This is a genomic window from Aquimarina spongiae (assembly GCF_900141785.1).
Classification (GTDB): domain Bacteria; phylum Bacteroidota; class Bacteroidia; order Flavobacteriales; family Flavobacteriaceae; genus Aquimarina; species Aquimarina spongiae.
On record NZ_FQYP01000011.1, the window covers coordinates 57,945 to 72,786 of the forward strand.

The following is a 14,842-nucleotide window of genomic DNA, read 5'->3' on the forward strand; positions in this document are numbered from 1 at the left end:
ATCTAACACACTAACTATGAAGTTTTATAGAACTACACGCGTCTTTTTGCTGTTCGCGTTTATTTCAGTCATTTCCTATGCTCAATTTCAACAGCCAAGTGCGGTTGTAAAATTGAATGAAAGTGCTAAAGAATTGCTATTGAATGATGTAACCGGTTATATTGTTGTATTGACTGGTAAAAGTTATTCTGGAATTGATACTAGTACCAATAAAAAAGTTTGGGAAAAAGAGTTTTCTGCATTTTCATTTATGTCTCAGGTCCTCACAAATGGAGGTATTAGCTTAGACATGTTTTCTTCAGAAAAGACAAAAGTACTTTCTAATGTACAGGATACTCCTTATATGAATATCGATTTGGGAGGTGCTTTTCTAGTGATCAATACATTCAACGGAGAATTGGTGTTTGATTCTGGTAAAGTAAATGGAACTGTTGAAAACATTGGTTTTTTACCAGAAAAATTAGCGTTTCTGATCGATACAGAGCATAATCAACAACTATACGTATCCTTATATTCACTTGAGGATCAAAAAATAGCATGGTCTACCAAAATTGGAGAGAAGTCTTCTTTCCTAAAATGGCTTTTTGATGCACAAGCTAACCGCTCAAAGGTAGATGGAGAGTTTGGATATATTCCAAGAGGAAACTCTATTTATAAAATTAACTTGTCGTCCGGTGAGATCGTATGGAAGAGTGATAGCGAAAGAAAAATATCAGAGTTCCTAATTACAGAAGGAGGAAAAAATATCATTACTCTAGAAAAAGGTAAAGGACTTGGTGGTGCCCTTGGAACAAAACAAAACTTAAACGTTTTGGATCCCCAAACAGGGAAATTTAATTGGGATAAAAGTATAACGACCAAATCAGTGGCTTTTATTCAAGATTTAGGAGATGAGTTTATTTTTGCGCATTACAACGGTTTTAATAAATATAACTACAAAACAGGTGAAAAGGCATGGAAAAAAGATCCTAGAGGGAAAAGGTTTTCGGATGTGATTTTACTGGAGGAAGGATATTTATATACTGCGGGTAACGAAATGTTATTGATCGATGAAAACGGAGAGAAGAAATGGAAAAAATTCATTGAGATCTCAGATAATAAAGAGGATAATGTTTTTGTTTTGCAAAAAATAAAGGGAGACAAGGTAATGTACGTTACTAGTACTTATGCAAATCTTGTGGATATCAAAACAGGAAAGCGTATCTGGAAAAAGAATTTGAAGTTTAACGAGAAAAGACCAACGCAAGTAGCTTATGATGAAGCTACAGATAAGTTTATCGTATATCACGATGAGGAGTTTTTTGCGCTTACTTCTGCTTTAACGGAGCGTCCAGATCCTTTAACAGAATTGAAAATCAAAAAAGAAAAAGATATCAATAATCTTGAGATAAGAGATAAAGGATATTACTTAAGTGGTTTAGGTGAAGTAGCCTATGTTGACAAAGCTGGAAAAGTATTGTATCAAAAATTCTATAAAGAACCAGGTGGTTTTGGTAGAGGATTGGCAAAAGTTGGGCTTGGAGTAGCAGCGGTTGGTGCAGATATCGTAGCTAATACCACTTTGGAAACTGTTTCTACAGATAGAAATGGAAATACCGTAAGAACCTCTTCTCCTGCTTTTGGTAGTAACGAAAGAGCTATAGCTGGAGATGTACTTGGTTTTGCAGATGCAGAATTGGCGGTTATCAAAAGAAGATTTGATGCCACTAGAAACTCAGAGAACTTCGGTTTTTTCTTTTCTAGAGAAAAAGATCAGCAAGAGGAAAATGCGAAAGTATTGGTGAAATTAGAAAAAGATACTGGTAAAGAAGTTTCCAAGTATCAATTTTCGAATAACAGACCAGAATATACGATCGATGGCTTGACAGGAACTGTATATTATCTATATAAAAATGAAATTCAAGTATTTGAATAAAACTTAAAGATATACATCATAAATATTTGATTAATCCGTTACATGACAAGGTGTAGCGGATTTTTTTTATATTGCAAAGCCTTTAAATCATAATTCATGAAAAAAACCATTCTAATTTTTGTGTTGTTTTTCAATGGCGTTTTGTTTTCCCAAACGGATATTGATCAAATTCTTGAAATAGGAGTTGAAAACGCTCAACGATTTAGTGAAGATTATTTTGCTCCTGCTGGAGAAGCCTTGATAAATGCAATGTCTAATGGCTGGTACACCACTGCGGAAACCAAGAAACTATGGCATTTTCAAGTAGGCTTTGTAGGGAATCTGTCTTTTGTGAGAGAAGACAAACAATCGTTTTTATTTCGTACGGCAGAATACACAGATATAACACTTCCTGATGGATCTTTCAGTCAATTTGTTTCTTCGGCCTTAGGGTCTAATTCTGGAGATATTACTGTGATTATTAATGAGGGTAGTGCATCTCAATTAGAGGTTACATTGCCAGATGGTATTGGTAATTCGGCTATTGGTTCGGTTCCCAGTGGGTTTTTACAAGGATCGATGGGATTGATTAAAAGTACCGAAATAAAAGTTAGATTCTTACCTCGTATAAAGGCAGTCGAAGATGCAGAAATCCAGCTATATGGAGTCGCTTTTCAGCACGAGTTTACAGATTGGATTTTTAGAACCAAACGATGGCCGGTAAGACTTTCAGCTCTTTTGGGGTATACCAATGTAAAAGGGTTTTATGATTTGAACGGGGCAGGGGGAGTACCTGGTACAGGGCAAGAAGTAGAGCTCAATTCAAATTCCTGGTTGCTAACAAGTATAGTGTCTACAAAAATGCCAATACTTAACTTTTATGGAGGACTAGGATACTATTTTGGATCTAATGATGCCGATCTTTTAGGAACCTATCAAATACAAAATGGTCCTTTTGCTTCAGTAGAGGTAATCGATCCAATTAGTGTACGAACAAAAACAAAAGGGGTAAAGGCAACCTTAGGAGCTAGAGTCGCTTTTGGAGTATTTAATGCTAATTTGGACTATAGCTTTCAGAATTTTAATAATCTTTCTCTTGGACTTCGTTTTGGATGGTAATTTAACTTTTTAATTGTGAATTATTTTGTTAAAGAATTCGTACTTTCGCGACAATAAAATAAATAAGTTTAATTACATTCAAAATCATATAAAATGAAAGTTACAGTAGTAGGAGCTGGTGCGGTTGGTGCAAGTTGTGCCGAGTATATAGCTATAAAGAATTTTGCTTCAGAAGTTGTATTGTTAGACATCAAAGAAGGATATGCAGAAGGTAAAGCAATGGACCTTATGCAAACTGCTTCTTTAAATGGGTTCGATACCAAAATAACAGGAACCACTGGAGACTATTCTAAAACTGCTGGAAGCGATATCGCTGTAATTACTTCAGGAATTCCTCGTAAGCCAGGAATGACAAGAGAAGAATTAATAGGAATCAATGCAGGTATTGTAAAATCTGTTTCTTCTAGTCTTATAGAACACTCACCTAATGCGATCATCATCGTAGTGAGTAACCCTATGGATACCATGACGTATTTGGTGCACAAAACAACAGATCTTCCTAAAAACAGAATTATTGGTATGGGAGGAGCTTTGGATAGTGCACGTTTTAAATACAGACTGGCAGAAGCTTTAGGAGCACCAATCTCTGATGTAGACGGAATGGTAATCGGTGGACATAGTGATAAAGGTATGGTTCCACTTACGAGATTGGCGACAAGAAATAGTGTGCCTGTTTCAGAGTTTATCTCAGACGAAAGATTAGAGCAAGTATCTGCAGATACTAAGGTAGGAGGAGCTACATTGACCAAGTTATTAGGAACTTCTGCATGGTATGCTCCAGGAGCAGCAGTTTCTGGATTAGTACAGGCAATTGCTTGTGATCAAAAGAAAATTTTCCCATGTTCTACTTTCTTAGAAGGAGAGTACGGACTGAATGATATTTGTATTGGTACTCCAGTTGTTTTGGGTAAAAACGGAATCGAAAAAGTGGTAGAAATAGAGCTTAGCGATGCTGAAAAAGCCAAATTAACTGAAAGTGCTGAAGGTGTGAAGAAAACAAATGGATTATTAGAATTGTAATCATTTCGATCTTCTTACGAGGTTTATAGTAAAAGCTGCTTTGATGCAGCTTTTATTTTTTTATATTTGCCGCATGAGTAAAAAATGGTATTTCGGTATTCTGATGACCACATTTACGCTGCTTATTGCTTTGCAGCGTAATGCCGTAGTACCTAATCAAGAGATCGTTCTCGAATTTGAGACCGTTGATGTTACTTCTGTAGAAGCTCAAAACACCATTGCTTTTGTAAAAAAGCAATTACAATCCATTGGTGTTCAAAACACAAGATTATCGCAAGATGCAGAAGCGGGAAAGCTTAAAATCACTTACTATAGCGAAGCTGATGTAGAAGAAATCAAACGTATTTTTTCTCAAGATGAACGTATTGCTATTGATCACTTGCAACTTGATCGTCATAGCAATAACAATGAAGCTCCAAGTGATAAAGACGCTAGAGATTATAGTTTAAATGTCTATGAAATCCAGAAAAGTATAGATAAGGATACTGGATTTAATGGTGCTGTTATCGTAGAGATTAAACATGCACAACATGGAGATTCAAACGGTTATTCATTTCATGCTCTTAGTACAAGTAACTACAATGACCTTGACCGACAGATCAGGGTAACACAAAAAATATATGCTGCTATTGCTTTTGCGATAGACAGGACTACACGTAAAATACCTGAAGTAAGAGCCGGACCTTTGGCTTAAAAAACGGAATTTAAAACACCCGTAAAAAGTAATCCATAAAGTAACAAGAGTACGTCTTGCAGACTTTATGTATCTCATCAACATTGCAATGGTGATGTTGATCGTATTTAAGAACAATAAATCATCAAATTAAATAATTGTCAGATATAGGAGCGTTCACATAAAATGCTCTGATTCATTTGACCTAAATCATTACACAATGCAAAATAAAGGAGTTGTAAGGATATTTGCGATTTTATTTGGATTGGTTTGTATTTACCAATTATCGTATACATATCTAACTTACACAAAAGAAAAAGAGGCAGAAGCCTATGCCATTCAGAAATACCCTGAATCGGTAGAAAACTACTCAAAACTAAGAGAAGTAGCAGAGAGTACATATCTTGATTCTATCGGTAAAGAAGAGATCTTTGCAGGAATTTCTTATAACGATGCAAAAGATAAAGAACTAAACAAAGGTCTTGACCTTAAAGGAGGAATCAACGTGATTCTTCAGATCTCTGTAAATGACATTTTGAAAGGACTTTCAAATAATTCTAAAGATCCGTCTTTCAACCAAGCACTTTTGGCAACAGACGAGATCCAAAAGAATAGTCAAAATACCTATATCGAGGATTTCTTCACAGAGTTCGAAAAAATACCAGATGCGCAATTAGCGTCACCAGATATTTTTGCGAATAAGAACTTAAGTGATGATATCACTTATGACATGACCAACGATCAGGTAAAACCTGTATTAAGAAGAAAAATCGATGAATCTGTAACGTCAGCTTTTGAAGTACTTCGTAAGCGTATTGATAAGTTTGGAGTTACACAACCAAATATCCAACGTCTTGGAGAATCTGGAAGAATCTTGGTAGAATTGCCTGGAGCAAAAGATGTAGACAGGGTAAGATCATTACTACAGAGTACGGCTCAGTTAGAATTCTGGGACGTATATAAAGCTGAAGAGATTTTCCCTTTCTTGTTTACAGCAAACAACTTGCTAAAAGAAAGATTAGATAAGACTAAGGAAGAAGTTAAGACCGAAGTTGAAGAAAAAAGCGAAGTAGTTGAAGATTCTACGCAAACTGATACTACAAAATCTGATGAAGATGCGGCCATCGAAGATCTATTAGAAGACGCTGCAGAAGATTCTACTAATGTAGAAGCACAGGTAAATCCAATATTTGATCTGATGGCTGGCCAAGGCGGTCAAGGAGGTCCTGTAGTATTGTCTGTAGAAAAGAAGAACGCAGATCAAATGATGGCGTATCTTAACGATCCAGAAGTAAGAGCCTTATTACCACAAGAGTTACGATATGTAAAATTCGCTTGGGGTAAAGCCGTTAAAGATTCTGAAATTATTGATCTATATGCTATAAAGAGTAATAGAGATAGCACTCCTGAATTAAGTGGAGGGGTAATTACCGACGCTAGACAAGAGTACAACCAATTAGGTAAAGTAACGGTTACTATGCAAATGGATGGTAAAGGAGCGAAGAAATGGGAAGAAATGACCGGTCGTGCCTTTAGCCAAAGAAGCCAAATTGCAATCGTTCTTGATGATATCGTATATTCTGCTCCAGGAGTTACTACCGGAGCGATTAGCGGTGGTAGAAGTGAAATCACTGGAGAATTTACTATTGAAGAAGGGCAAGATTTAGCCAACGTATTAAGAGCAGGTAAATTACCAGCATCTGCAGATATCATACAAAGTGAGGTAGTAGGCCCATCTCTTGGACAGGAAGCTATTGATAGTGGTGTAATGTCGTTTGCTATTGCATTGGTATTGATTCTGATCTGGATGATTTTTTACTATGGTAAGGCAGGAGCATTTGCCGATGTTGCATTGGTAGTAAATATCCTTTTCATTTTTGGAGTATTAGCAGGATTAAAAGCAGTATTGACACTTCCTGGTATCGCCGGTATTGTATTAACGATCGGTATGTCGGTGGATGCAAACGTGTTAATCTTCGAAAGGATTAGAGAAGAATTGGCTAAAGGAAAGTCTCAGGTAGATGCCATCAAGGATGGATTTAATAATGCATTATCATCTATTCTTGATGCAAACATCACTACGGGTCTTACTGGTTTGATCTTATTAACTATCGGTACTGGTCCAATTAAAGGTTTTGCAACTACCTTATTGATTGGTATCCTTACTTCATTATTTACAGCGATTTTTGTGACTCGTTTGTTTATTGATGGATATGGTAAGAACGGTAAAGAATTAATGTTTGCTACCGGGGCTACCAAAAACTTATTTAAGAATGTAAATATCAACTTCTTAAAGAAGCGTAAAGTAGCTTATATCATTTCAGGAATTATTATTATCGCTGGTGTTGGTTCGTTATTTACCAATAGCCTGGATTATGGTGTTGACTTTGTTGGAGGTAGAACATATACCGTTCGTTTTGCTAAGGACGTGGTACCATCTGCAATAGAAAAGGATCTTGTAGCTGTTTTTGAAAGTGCTCAGGCAAAGACGTTAGGTGCTAAGAACCAGTTAAAGATTACTACCAAATATAAAGTAAATGAGACCGGAGAAGAGATTGATACTGAAATTTCGAATAAATTATACGAAGCATTAAAGCCAAATTTACCAGAAGGTTTGTCTTACGATCAATTCTCTAATGGAGACGAAGAAAAACAAGTAGGTATTATGTCATCGATGAAGGTAGGACCAACTATTGCTGATGATATTAAGCAGGCGGCTTTCTGGTCGGTATTAGGATCATTAATCGTAGTATTCCTATATATCTTATTACGATTTAGAAGATGGCAATTTAGTTTAGGTGCTGTAGCTGCAGTATTCCATGATGTATTGATCGTATTAGGTATTTTCTCATTAACATGGAAATTTATGCCATTCAACATGGAGATCGATCAGGCATTTATTGCAGCAATCCTAACGGTAATAGGATACTCTCTGAATGATACCGTGGTTGTATTTGATAGAATCAGGGAATTCTTTCAAGAGCATACTTCTTGGCCTTTGGATAAAAATGTAAATGGAGCCTTAAACAGTACATTAAGCCGTACGTTGAATACCTCGTTAACAACCTTATTAGTACTTATCGCAATTTTCATATTTGCAGTACCACTTAGAGGGTTTATGTTCTCGTTAATCATCGGGGTATTGGTAGGTACATATTCTTCGTTATTTATCGCGACACCTATCATGCATGATACGGTAAGCAAAGTGGGTCTTAAAGAAAATAAGAAACCAGAAGAAGAATAGTATATCCCTTCTTATGATATTAAAAAGGCTCGTATTGATGAATACGAGCCTTTTAATTTTACCATAACTCTTCTTTATTTTTATTTATCAACACGAAAACGTTTGCGTCGGTTTATTGAAAATTCAATGCTTTATTATTTTATAAATTTGACGGAATTAACGTTAAAATGCAATGAAGTTTTAAATTTTTTAAGGTGAAATTTTCATCTGCAGGAACTACAAAGAATTTAAATTTTCGTTGATTACAGAAATGATAATTACCAATAAAAAAGGTGAATCTCTTCCTTTTTGTTTTATACCCCACTTTGTAACATAGAGATTAGGAAAACATTCTAGTAAGTGAACTTGTTTTGGGATATGTAGAGGTGGCTCTTAGTTAAAGAGATTACCTATTATTTATTTAACACAAGAAACATGAAAAACAACACTTTACTAGTAGTGTTATTATTCTTTTGCACGGGAATAATAGCACAAGAGGTGCATACGTCCTATTTATGGCATATGCAACAACCTAATTATTGGCCTGAAAAAAGTAAGGCAAACCCAAATCGGTATCAAACCGTATGGGAATCTTTTAATCTAAAGAATTCTGGGGATTCGTGGAACATTTATGATGATGGAAAAAGTCATCCATTGAATAATCTTGAGGAGATATTTAGTAAGAATGATCGAGTAAAGGCATATCAATATGGTCCAAAAAATTCGGTGCAAACATTATTAGGGTTACCCAATGGTGGAGCACAAGTAAATTATTCGGGTTGTTTGATCGAGAATGTGAATAGCCTTGCCAATGCTGGAGCATGGGGATACAGCCAAGGTTGGCAAAACAACTTCATTGAGGCGAAAAACTGGAAAACATCGGGTGGGCAACCACGTATGGACTTGACCGGCTTTACATTTCATCATGCACTGGCTCCACTAATTAGTGAGCGTGCACTCAGAATGGAGCTAAAAACTCATAGGTATATTTCTGATCAAACTTTTGGTGGGGAATATTCTAATGGATTTTGGCCAGCAGAATGCTCTTTTTCAGAAAGAATAATCAAAGTACTGGTAGAAGAAGGTTTTCAATGGTCGGTGATCGCAAACAGTCACCTTTCAAGAACCTTAAATGATTATCCTTTGGATTACGGTACTTCTGGAGTTAATATTGATCCTCCTAACCAAGCCGACAAGGTAGCTACCAATGGTAATAACTGGTGGAAAGGACAGATAGATGGTAGGGGAGGTACTTTTGCTGCACCGTATTGCTATCAAGCGCACAAAGCCCAGTATATAGATCCTGAAACTGGACAGATATTTAAAATGGACGTGGTCCCGATGGCAGATTTATTAAGTTATCAGAATGGTTTTAGTTCTATGGGTACAACGGATATCGATAATCATATAAAACCTTATAGCAATAGCAGTCAGCCTTCTATTGTATTATTGGCACACGATGGAGATAATGCATGGGGAGGAGGAGATAGTTATTATCAGGAATCGGTTCCTGGTTTTGCCAATGAAGCTGCTTCAAAAGGTTATGATCCAACTACCATACAACAATTCCTTAACTCGTATCCTGTTCCAGAAAATGATGTCGTAAAGGTAGAAGATGGCTCCTGGGTAAATGCGGCAAACGATTGGGGGCATCCACAATTTATAAATTGGTTATGGCCCCTTTATAATACTTCAGATTATAGGTTTGATCCAGATGGATGGACAGAGGATGCTAGAAACTGGGCGGTAATTACAGCAGCGGAAAATTATGTGCTCACCGCCGAAGATAATAGTGCTGGGGTTGATATTGCAAAAATAATAGACCCTTCTCTTGGAGCTTCTAGTGTAGAAAAAGCATGGCATTTTTTCTTACCATCATTGACCAGCGGATACATGTATTATGGAAAGTCAATTGATATGGAAGTCAAGCAAACGCTTGCCGGGAATATTGCTATTGATCATGCAATGGATGCATTAGGAGGAGCTGTAACTACAGATACTACACCACCTTCTGTCTTTATTCCACAAAGATTCCCTTATAATCCGGGAGGAAAAGGATTTGGTCCTATTTATGCCTACCAAGAAGTACAAAATTCTTCTGATTTTCATATATGGACTTTCGCATATGATGTAAGTGGATTAGCTTCTGTACAGTTGAAGTATAGAACTGATAATGATGGGCAAAACCCCATTGCCGATACGACCAACGAGACCTATGCTGGTGGTGAGGGAGTAAGTTCATGGACTACAATTTCTATGGATCAAAAACAGTTTCCCAAAGGAAATATCACTCAAGACCCTGAAATCGATTTTTTCATTGAGCCTACTTCAATTGCAGATTTATGTTATGCAGAAATTAGAGGGTTATCAAATGTATTGGTGGATTATTATGTAGAAGCAGTCGACACCCAAGGCAATGTTTTCAAAACACCTATTCAACATGTTTATGTTGGAGATTTTAATAGTAGTGATGAGGTTACCGTCGAAATTTCACCAGATTCTGGAAATTATGATGATGCCATAGAAATTACACTGGATGCATCTACTACAGCAGATAATGCTTCTGTAGCTATATATTATACATTAGATGGAACAGAGCCAACAGATAATGGTCAAGCCTATTTGGATCCCTTTACCATTGGTAGTAGCACAAGTGATCCAATAGTATTAAAAGTAATTGCTTATGATGCTGAAGGGAATGTCTCAGAGGTTGTGACCAATAATTATTCTTTTGGAGATTTGCCAGCGTATCCTGTTTATTTTAAAAATACATCAAATTGGAGTACAGTATATGTTTACGCGTTTGATAGAAACAACAATAGCGCTTTGCCTGGTTGGTCCTGGCCGGGAAAATTAATGACGCAGCAGCAAGCCTCTCCCTGGTACCTATATACAATAGCAGAATCTGTAGAAGTAGGATTGGTATTTACCAATGGTTCTGGACAACAATCTGATGATCAATTTAGAAACAGAGAAGGTTGGTTTGTGCTTTCAGAAAATCAATGGTATGATACCTGTCCTTCAGACTGTCCGGGACAACTTCCTGAACCTATACTTTCGGTAAACCCCAATGGAGGGACCTATGATGGAAACGTAACAGTTGCTCTACAAGCAACAAACAATGGAACCATCTATTATACATTAGACGGTAGCGAACCCAACCAATCTAGTTTTGTTTATCAGAATGAACTATTGATTACAGAAGACACGACGCTTAGGGCGATAGCTTACAATAGCACAGGGATGTCTAATGGCATCACAGAAGATTATATAATTAATGAGTTAGCATCTTATACCCTGTATTATAGAAATATTTCAAATTGGAATGATGTATATGTGTATTTGTTTAATAGAGATACAAATCAACCGCTGCCTGGTTGGTCTTGGCCAGGTAGAATGATGTCGAGAGAACAAGCTTCACAATGGTATAGTTATGAAGTAACCGAAACTTCTGCCGTAGGAATTGTTTTTACCAGTGGTAATGGATCTCAATCTGATGATCTAAGCAGGGATAGAACAGGTTGGTTTGATCCAACAACCAATCAATGGTATGATGCCTGTCCTGCAGCTTGTCCGGGAGATACTCCCACAGATAGTTTAATCATCCGCTACAATAATAATAACACAAATTGGGATCAAGTGTCTCTCTATTATTGGAATACCTCTCCAACGGTTTTAACAACAGTATGGCCGGGTGAGCAAATGACCGATGTAGATGGTGATGGTTGGTATGAGTATATTTTGGAAGGGGTAAGTTGTGCCAATGTAATTTTTAGTAATAACGGAAATTCACAAACAGAAGACTTAGATATTTGTGAAGAGGGATGGTATGATAATGGTTGGGTAAGTAATCCTGAAAGAGCAAAGGTATTGAATGATGTTTCAGATTTAGGGATTTCAAAACCTTATCCAAATCCTTTTAACAATGCGATTTATTGTAACATCTCTTCAGGTTTAAAAACAGTAGAGGTATCAATTCGGGATATGAAAGGAACTCTTTTATTTAGTGAAGTAATGACCGTAAATTCAGGTAAAGTTTCAATTCCTTTGGATGTTGCCAAGGGAGTGTATTTTCTGAAAATTGGGACTTCAGGAGTGTATAGTATTTCAAAAATAATTAGGTAACTATAGTCTCCCCTGAATCATTTTGGTTCAGGGGATTACTATTATTTTTTTTGAAAAGAAATGGAATCTCCTTTTTGTAGGTTCCACTCATCGGTGAGTTGTGCATTGACCTCCAGTACATATTGCGCAGGACCTTCAGAAGGCAGTGAGCGCTCATCCAGCGGTTGTGCATTTTTTTGAATACTTACTATCTTTTGTTTGGCATCGATAAATATGATATCCAATGCGAACTCAGTATTTTTCATATAAAAAGAATGAGGAGACTCATTTGGAAAAATAAATAACATCCCTCGGTCTTTTTGCATAGACTTACGGTACATCAAACCTGTTTGGATTTGATAATCATCATCTGCAATCTCGATATCCAGTTTTGAAATCAGAGTAGGAACGGTGTCCTGAAGGTTGTATAGAGAGAGTTCGCCTTCTTTGGTAAAGGTGACTTCTTTGACCAAATTTTCGGTATTCTTCTTTCCATCACCGCAAGAGAAAATAAGCAGTGCAGTACTTGCCAATAGTGTATAAAAAGTTGTTTTCATAGGTTGTTTTTATTCTGATTAAAAGTAGATAAAAAAGTTACAGTACAAAAGTTTATGAAACGGTTTTCTAATCCATGGTACAACTCATTTGACTCAAGCGACTTCTACTTTATGACTCGACGGAAACAACTTCGAATATTTTGGATCTTTTTCAATCATCGATAGTAATTTTTTCTTGATTTCAAATTTTTTCTTCCGCACGTAGGCTTCGGTGTATCCCATAGTATTTGCAATTTCTCGCATTGTTTTACCGCTAAAAAACAGATGAAGTACCCTTTGATTGCTAGGGTTCAGTCTTCTGAAATGAGTAAGGTATAATTGCTGTTTCTCGATGTAATGTATTTCTGAAATAAGATCATTTCCTTGGTACGGGATATCTTCTAAAAATGTAGGGGAGGAAATTAGTTTTTTGTTTTCCCGAAGTTTTTTTCTCCATAGGTTTTTGCAAATACCAAAGAAATAGGAATGAATAGAATATTGGGTTCGATCTAATGACAGAGCTGGCTTTTGTAACAAAATGAGTAAGGCATCTTGAAAAACATCGTGGGCATCGTCTTCGTTGCCAGAATTTCTTAGGATATATTTCTTGAGAACGGGTAAGTTCTTTTTATAAAATTTTTTAATGATGTGACGATCTCCATTTTGAATTCCTTTTAGAATAGATGAGTTGGTGTGATCAGACATTTTTTGGTGTTGGTTTACTTCAGTTTGCTGGTCGAGACTGCTGAGGTTACTCAGCATGTTATTGGTATTAAATTAAGAATAGTGGAGCTGTTACGGTATGTATTTTGAGTAGATATACCCTTTAAGTGAGTAAAGGGTATATCTGATTGAGCAAGAAGCATTGTCAAAAGACAATATACTACCTAATCGTTTTTCCAATCAATTTTCCTCGAAATCATCATAATAGTACCCAGAATCAGGAATAGTCCAATACTGCCTACCAACAAGGCATAACTTTCTAATTGTATGATTACAAAAATGAAGGCATACAACGCGGTGAGAGATAAACCAATGAATCCCATAAACTTTAGACTTTTTAAGATGGCTTTAGAATACATCGCGATCAGTACAACTACTGCAATACCTGCTATGATATAGGCTTTTAGAAAACTAGAGTGTTCGGATATCGAAATCAATAAGGTATAGAACATAGAAAGTGCTAAACCGATCATCAAATATTGAAACGGATGAATATTGATTTTACTGATCGTCTGGATAAGAAAGAAAACTAAGAAAGTTAATGCAATTACCAGATATCCATATTTGGTTGCTCGTTCACTTTTTTGATATTCATCAACGGGAATTAGTAGTTTGACACCAAAGGCCGAAGCGTTGATTTGTGGGAGTTCGCCAAAGAATTCTTGCTCGAACTCTCTATTGATTTGCAAAACTTTCCATTGTGCCTTAAAACCATTTTCTGTGATTTCTTTAGTTTTAGTATCGGGTAAATAGTTGCCATTAAAACTAGGCGACGCCCAATCCGAAGTCATAGCCACATTGGTTTCTCTTCCTACAGGAACAAAGCGCAATTGCTCACTACCATTAATAATTAGATCCATATCAAACTCAACAGTATTTTCCTTTGGGAGTGAGATTTCTTTGATAAATTGGGTTTCAAGAGTATTGGTATAAGAGTTTTGATTGTACTTAGAACGTAACGGGTAGCTTTCTGTACCAATATTTAAAGTCAAATTGCTTCTAATTCCTTTCAGGTTTGTAGAGTTGATAATCACTGTGGCTTTGTTCCATAAAATATCATCGGCTTCGATGTCTTTGATCTCAAAGTTCGGAACGGTAAAAGAACCTTTAATTTTCATATCGGCAGTGTACACTACAGATTCGTAGATACTTCTTCCCAAAGTTTCAGATTCTATATTAGTCTTTATATCTAAGGTGTTTGGGAAAAAATAAGCGTTGTATACAGTAATCAGATTTTCTTGTATATAGGATTTGGTTTTATCATCCCAGGTCTTTGTTTGGCTGTGCACCTGATAAGGCACTTTTAGAACTGGACCGTATAACAATACCTCGTTACCCCATTTCTGGTTAATTTCTTTTACAACCTCTTCTTGTCGGTATGATCGTTCACTTATCAAGTTTTGTATATACGATAGTGGTATTAAGAGTACGAGAATTAATATACCCACCATGAGCATTCGTATTGTTATCGAAGTTTTGATCCATTGTCCGAAAGACTTTTTTTGTTTTTGGGTTTCCATAAAATAATGATTTATAAGTTACAATTGATG

The 14,842-nt window shown here is 36.3% G+C and carries 9 protein-coding genes; 6 read left to right on the plus strand and 3 right to left on the minus strand.

Going from position 1 to position 14,842, the window contains the following annotated elements:
- Positions 1-16: 16 nt before the first annotated feature.
- From BUE24_RS21380 to BUE24_RS21405, 6 genes are all read left to right on the plus strand, one after another.
- Complete coding sequence (locus BUE24_RS21380; RefSeq protein WP_073321024.1) at positions 17-1,915, plus strand: outer membrane protein assembly factor BamB family protein; 1,899 nt, start codon at positions 17-19, stop codon at positions 1,913-1,915.
- Between the two features lie 96 nt (positions 1,916-2,011).
- Positions 2,012-3,013: a DUF6588 family protein gene (locus BUE24_RS21385; RefSeq protein WP_073321026.1), complete on the plus strand. Its 1,002-nt coding sequence runs from the start codon at positions 2,012-2,014 to the stop codon at positions 3,011-3,013.
- A 93-nt stretch (positions 3,014-3,106) separates the two neighbouring features.
- Complete coding sequence (mdh, locus tag BUE24_RS21390; RefSeq protein ID WP_073321029.1) at positions 3,107-4,033, plus strand: malate dehydrogenase; 927 nt, start codon at positions 3,107-3,109, stop codon at positions 4,031-4,033.
- A gap of 73 nt (positions 4,034-4,106) precedes the next feature.
- Positions 4,107-4,727, plus strand: a complete 621-nt coding sequence (locus tag BUE24_RS21395) for a hypothetical protein (RefSeq protein WP_139242078.1) — start codon at positions 4,107-4,109, stop codon at positions 4,725-4,727.
- A 199-nt stretch (positions 4,728-4,926) separates the two neighbouring features.
- Positions 4,927-7,950: a protein translocase subunit SecDF gene (secDF, locus tag BUE24_RS21400; protein WP_073321035.1), complete on the plus strand. Its 3,024-nt coding sequence runs from the start codon at positions 4,927-4,929 to the stop codon at positions 7,948-7,950.
- Positions 7,951-8,364: 414 nt separating this feature from the next.
- Positions 8,365-12,054: a starch-binding protein gene (locus BUE24_RS21405; RefSeq protein WP_084549647.1), complete on the plus strand. Its 3,690-nt coding sequence runs from the start codon at positions 8,365-8,367 to the stop codon at positions 12,052-12,054.
- 41 nt (positions 12,055-12,095) lie between these two features.
- Here the strand turns inward: BUE24_RS21405 and BUE24_RS21410 are convergent, their stop codons facing one another.
- The 3 genes from BUE24_RS21410 to creD form a co-directional block, all read right to left on the minus strand.
- Positions 12,096-12,590, minus strand: a complete 495-nt coding sequence (locus BUE24_RS21410) for a DUF192 domain-containing protein (protein ID WP_073321040.1) — start codon at positions 12,588-12,590, stop codon at positions 12,096-12,098.
- A gap of 93 nt (positions 12,591-12,683) precedes the next feature.
- Entirely contained in the window at positions 12,684-13,331 is a 648-nt protein-coding gene (locus BUE24_RS21415) for an RNA polymerase sigma factor (RefSeq protein ID WP_084549648.1), read from the minus strand.
- 125 nt (positions 13,332-13,456) lie between these two features.
- Positions 13,457-14,812 (minus strand): cell envelope integrity protein CreD, encoded by a 1,356-nt coding sequence (gene creD / locus BUE24_RS21420; protein WP_073321044.1) that lies wholly within the window; start codon positions 14,810-14,812, stop codon positions 13,457-13,459.
- Between the last annotated feature and the right edge of the window lie 30 nt (positions 14,813-14,842).

Coding starts and splice junctions, on each gene's coding strand:
- BUE24_RS21380 (WP_073321024.1), top strand. CDS start 17: ATGAAGTTTTATAGAACTACACGCGTCTTTTTGCTGTTCGCGTTTATT.
- BUE24_RS21385 (WP_073321026.1), top strand. CDS start 2,012: ATGAAAAAAACCATTCTAATTTTTGTGTTGTTTTTCAATGGCGTTTTG.
- mdh (WP_073321029.1), top strand. CDS start 3,107: ATGAAAGTTACAGTAGTAGGAGCTGGTGCGGTTGGTGCAAGTTGTGCC.
- BUE24_RS21395 (WP_139242078.1), top strand. CDS start 4,107: ATGAGTAAAAAATGGTATTTCGGTATTCTGATGACCACATTTACGCTG.
- secDF (WP_073321035.1), top strand. CDS start 4,927: ATGCAAAATAAAGGAGTTGTAAGGATATTTGCGATTTTATTTGGATTG.
- BUE24_RS21405 (WP_084549647.1), top strand. CDS start 8,365: ATGAAAAACAACACTTTACTAGTAGTGTTATTATTCTTTTGCACGGGA.
- BUE24_RS21410 (WP_073321040.1), bottom strand. CDS start 12,590: ATGAAAACAACTTTTTATACACTATTGGCAAGTACTGCACTGCTTATT.
- BUE24_RS21415 (WP_084549648.1), bottom strand. CDS start 13,331: ATGCTGAGTAACCTCAGCAGTCTCGACCAGCAAACTGAAGTAAACCAA.
- creD (WP_073321044.1), bottom strand. CDS start 14,812: ATGGAAACCCAAAAACAAAAAAAGTCTTTCGGACAATGGATCAAAACT.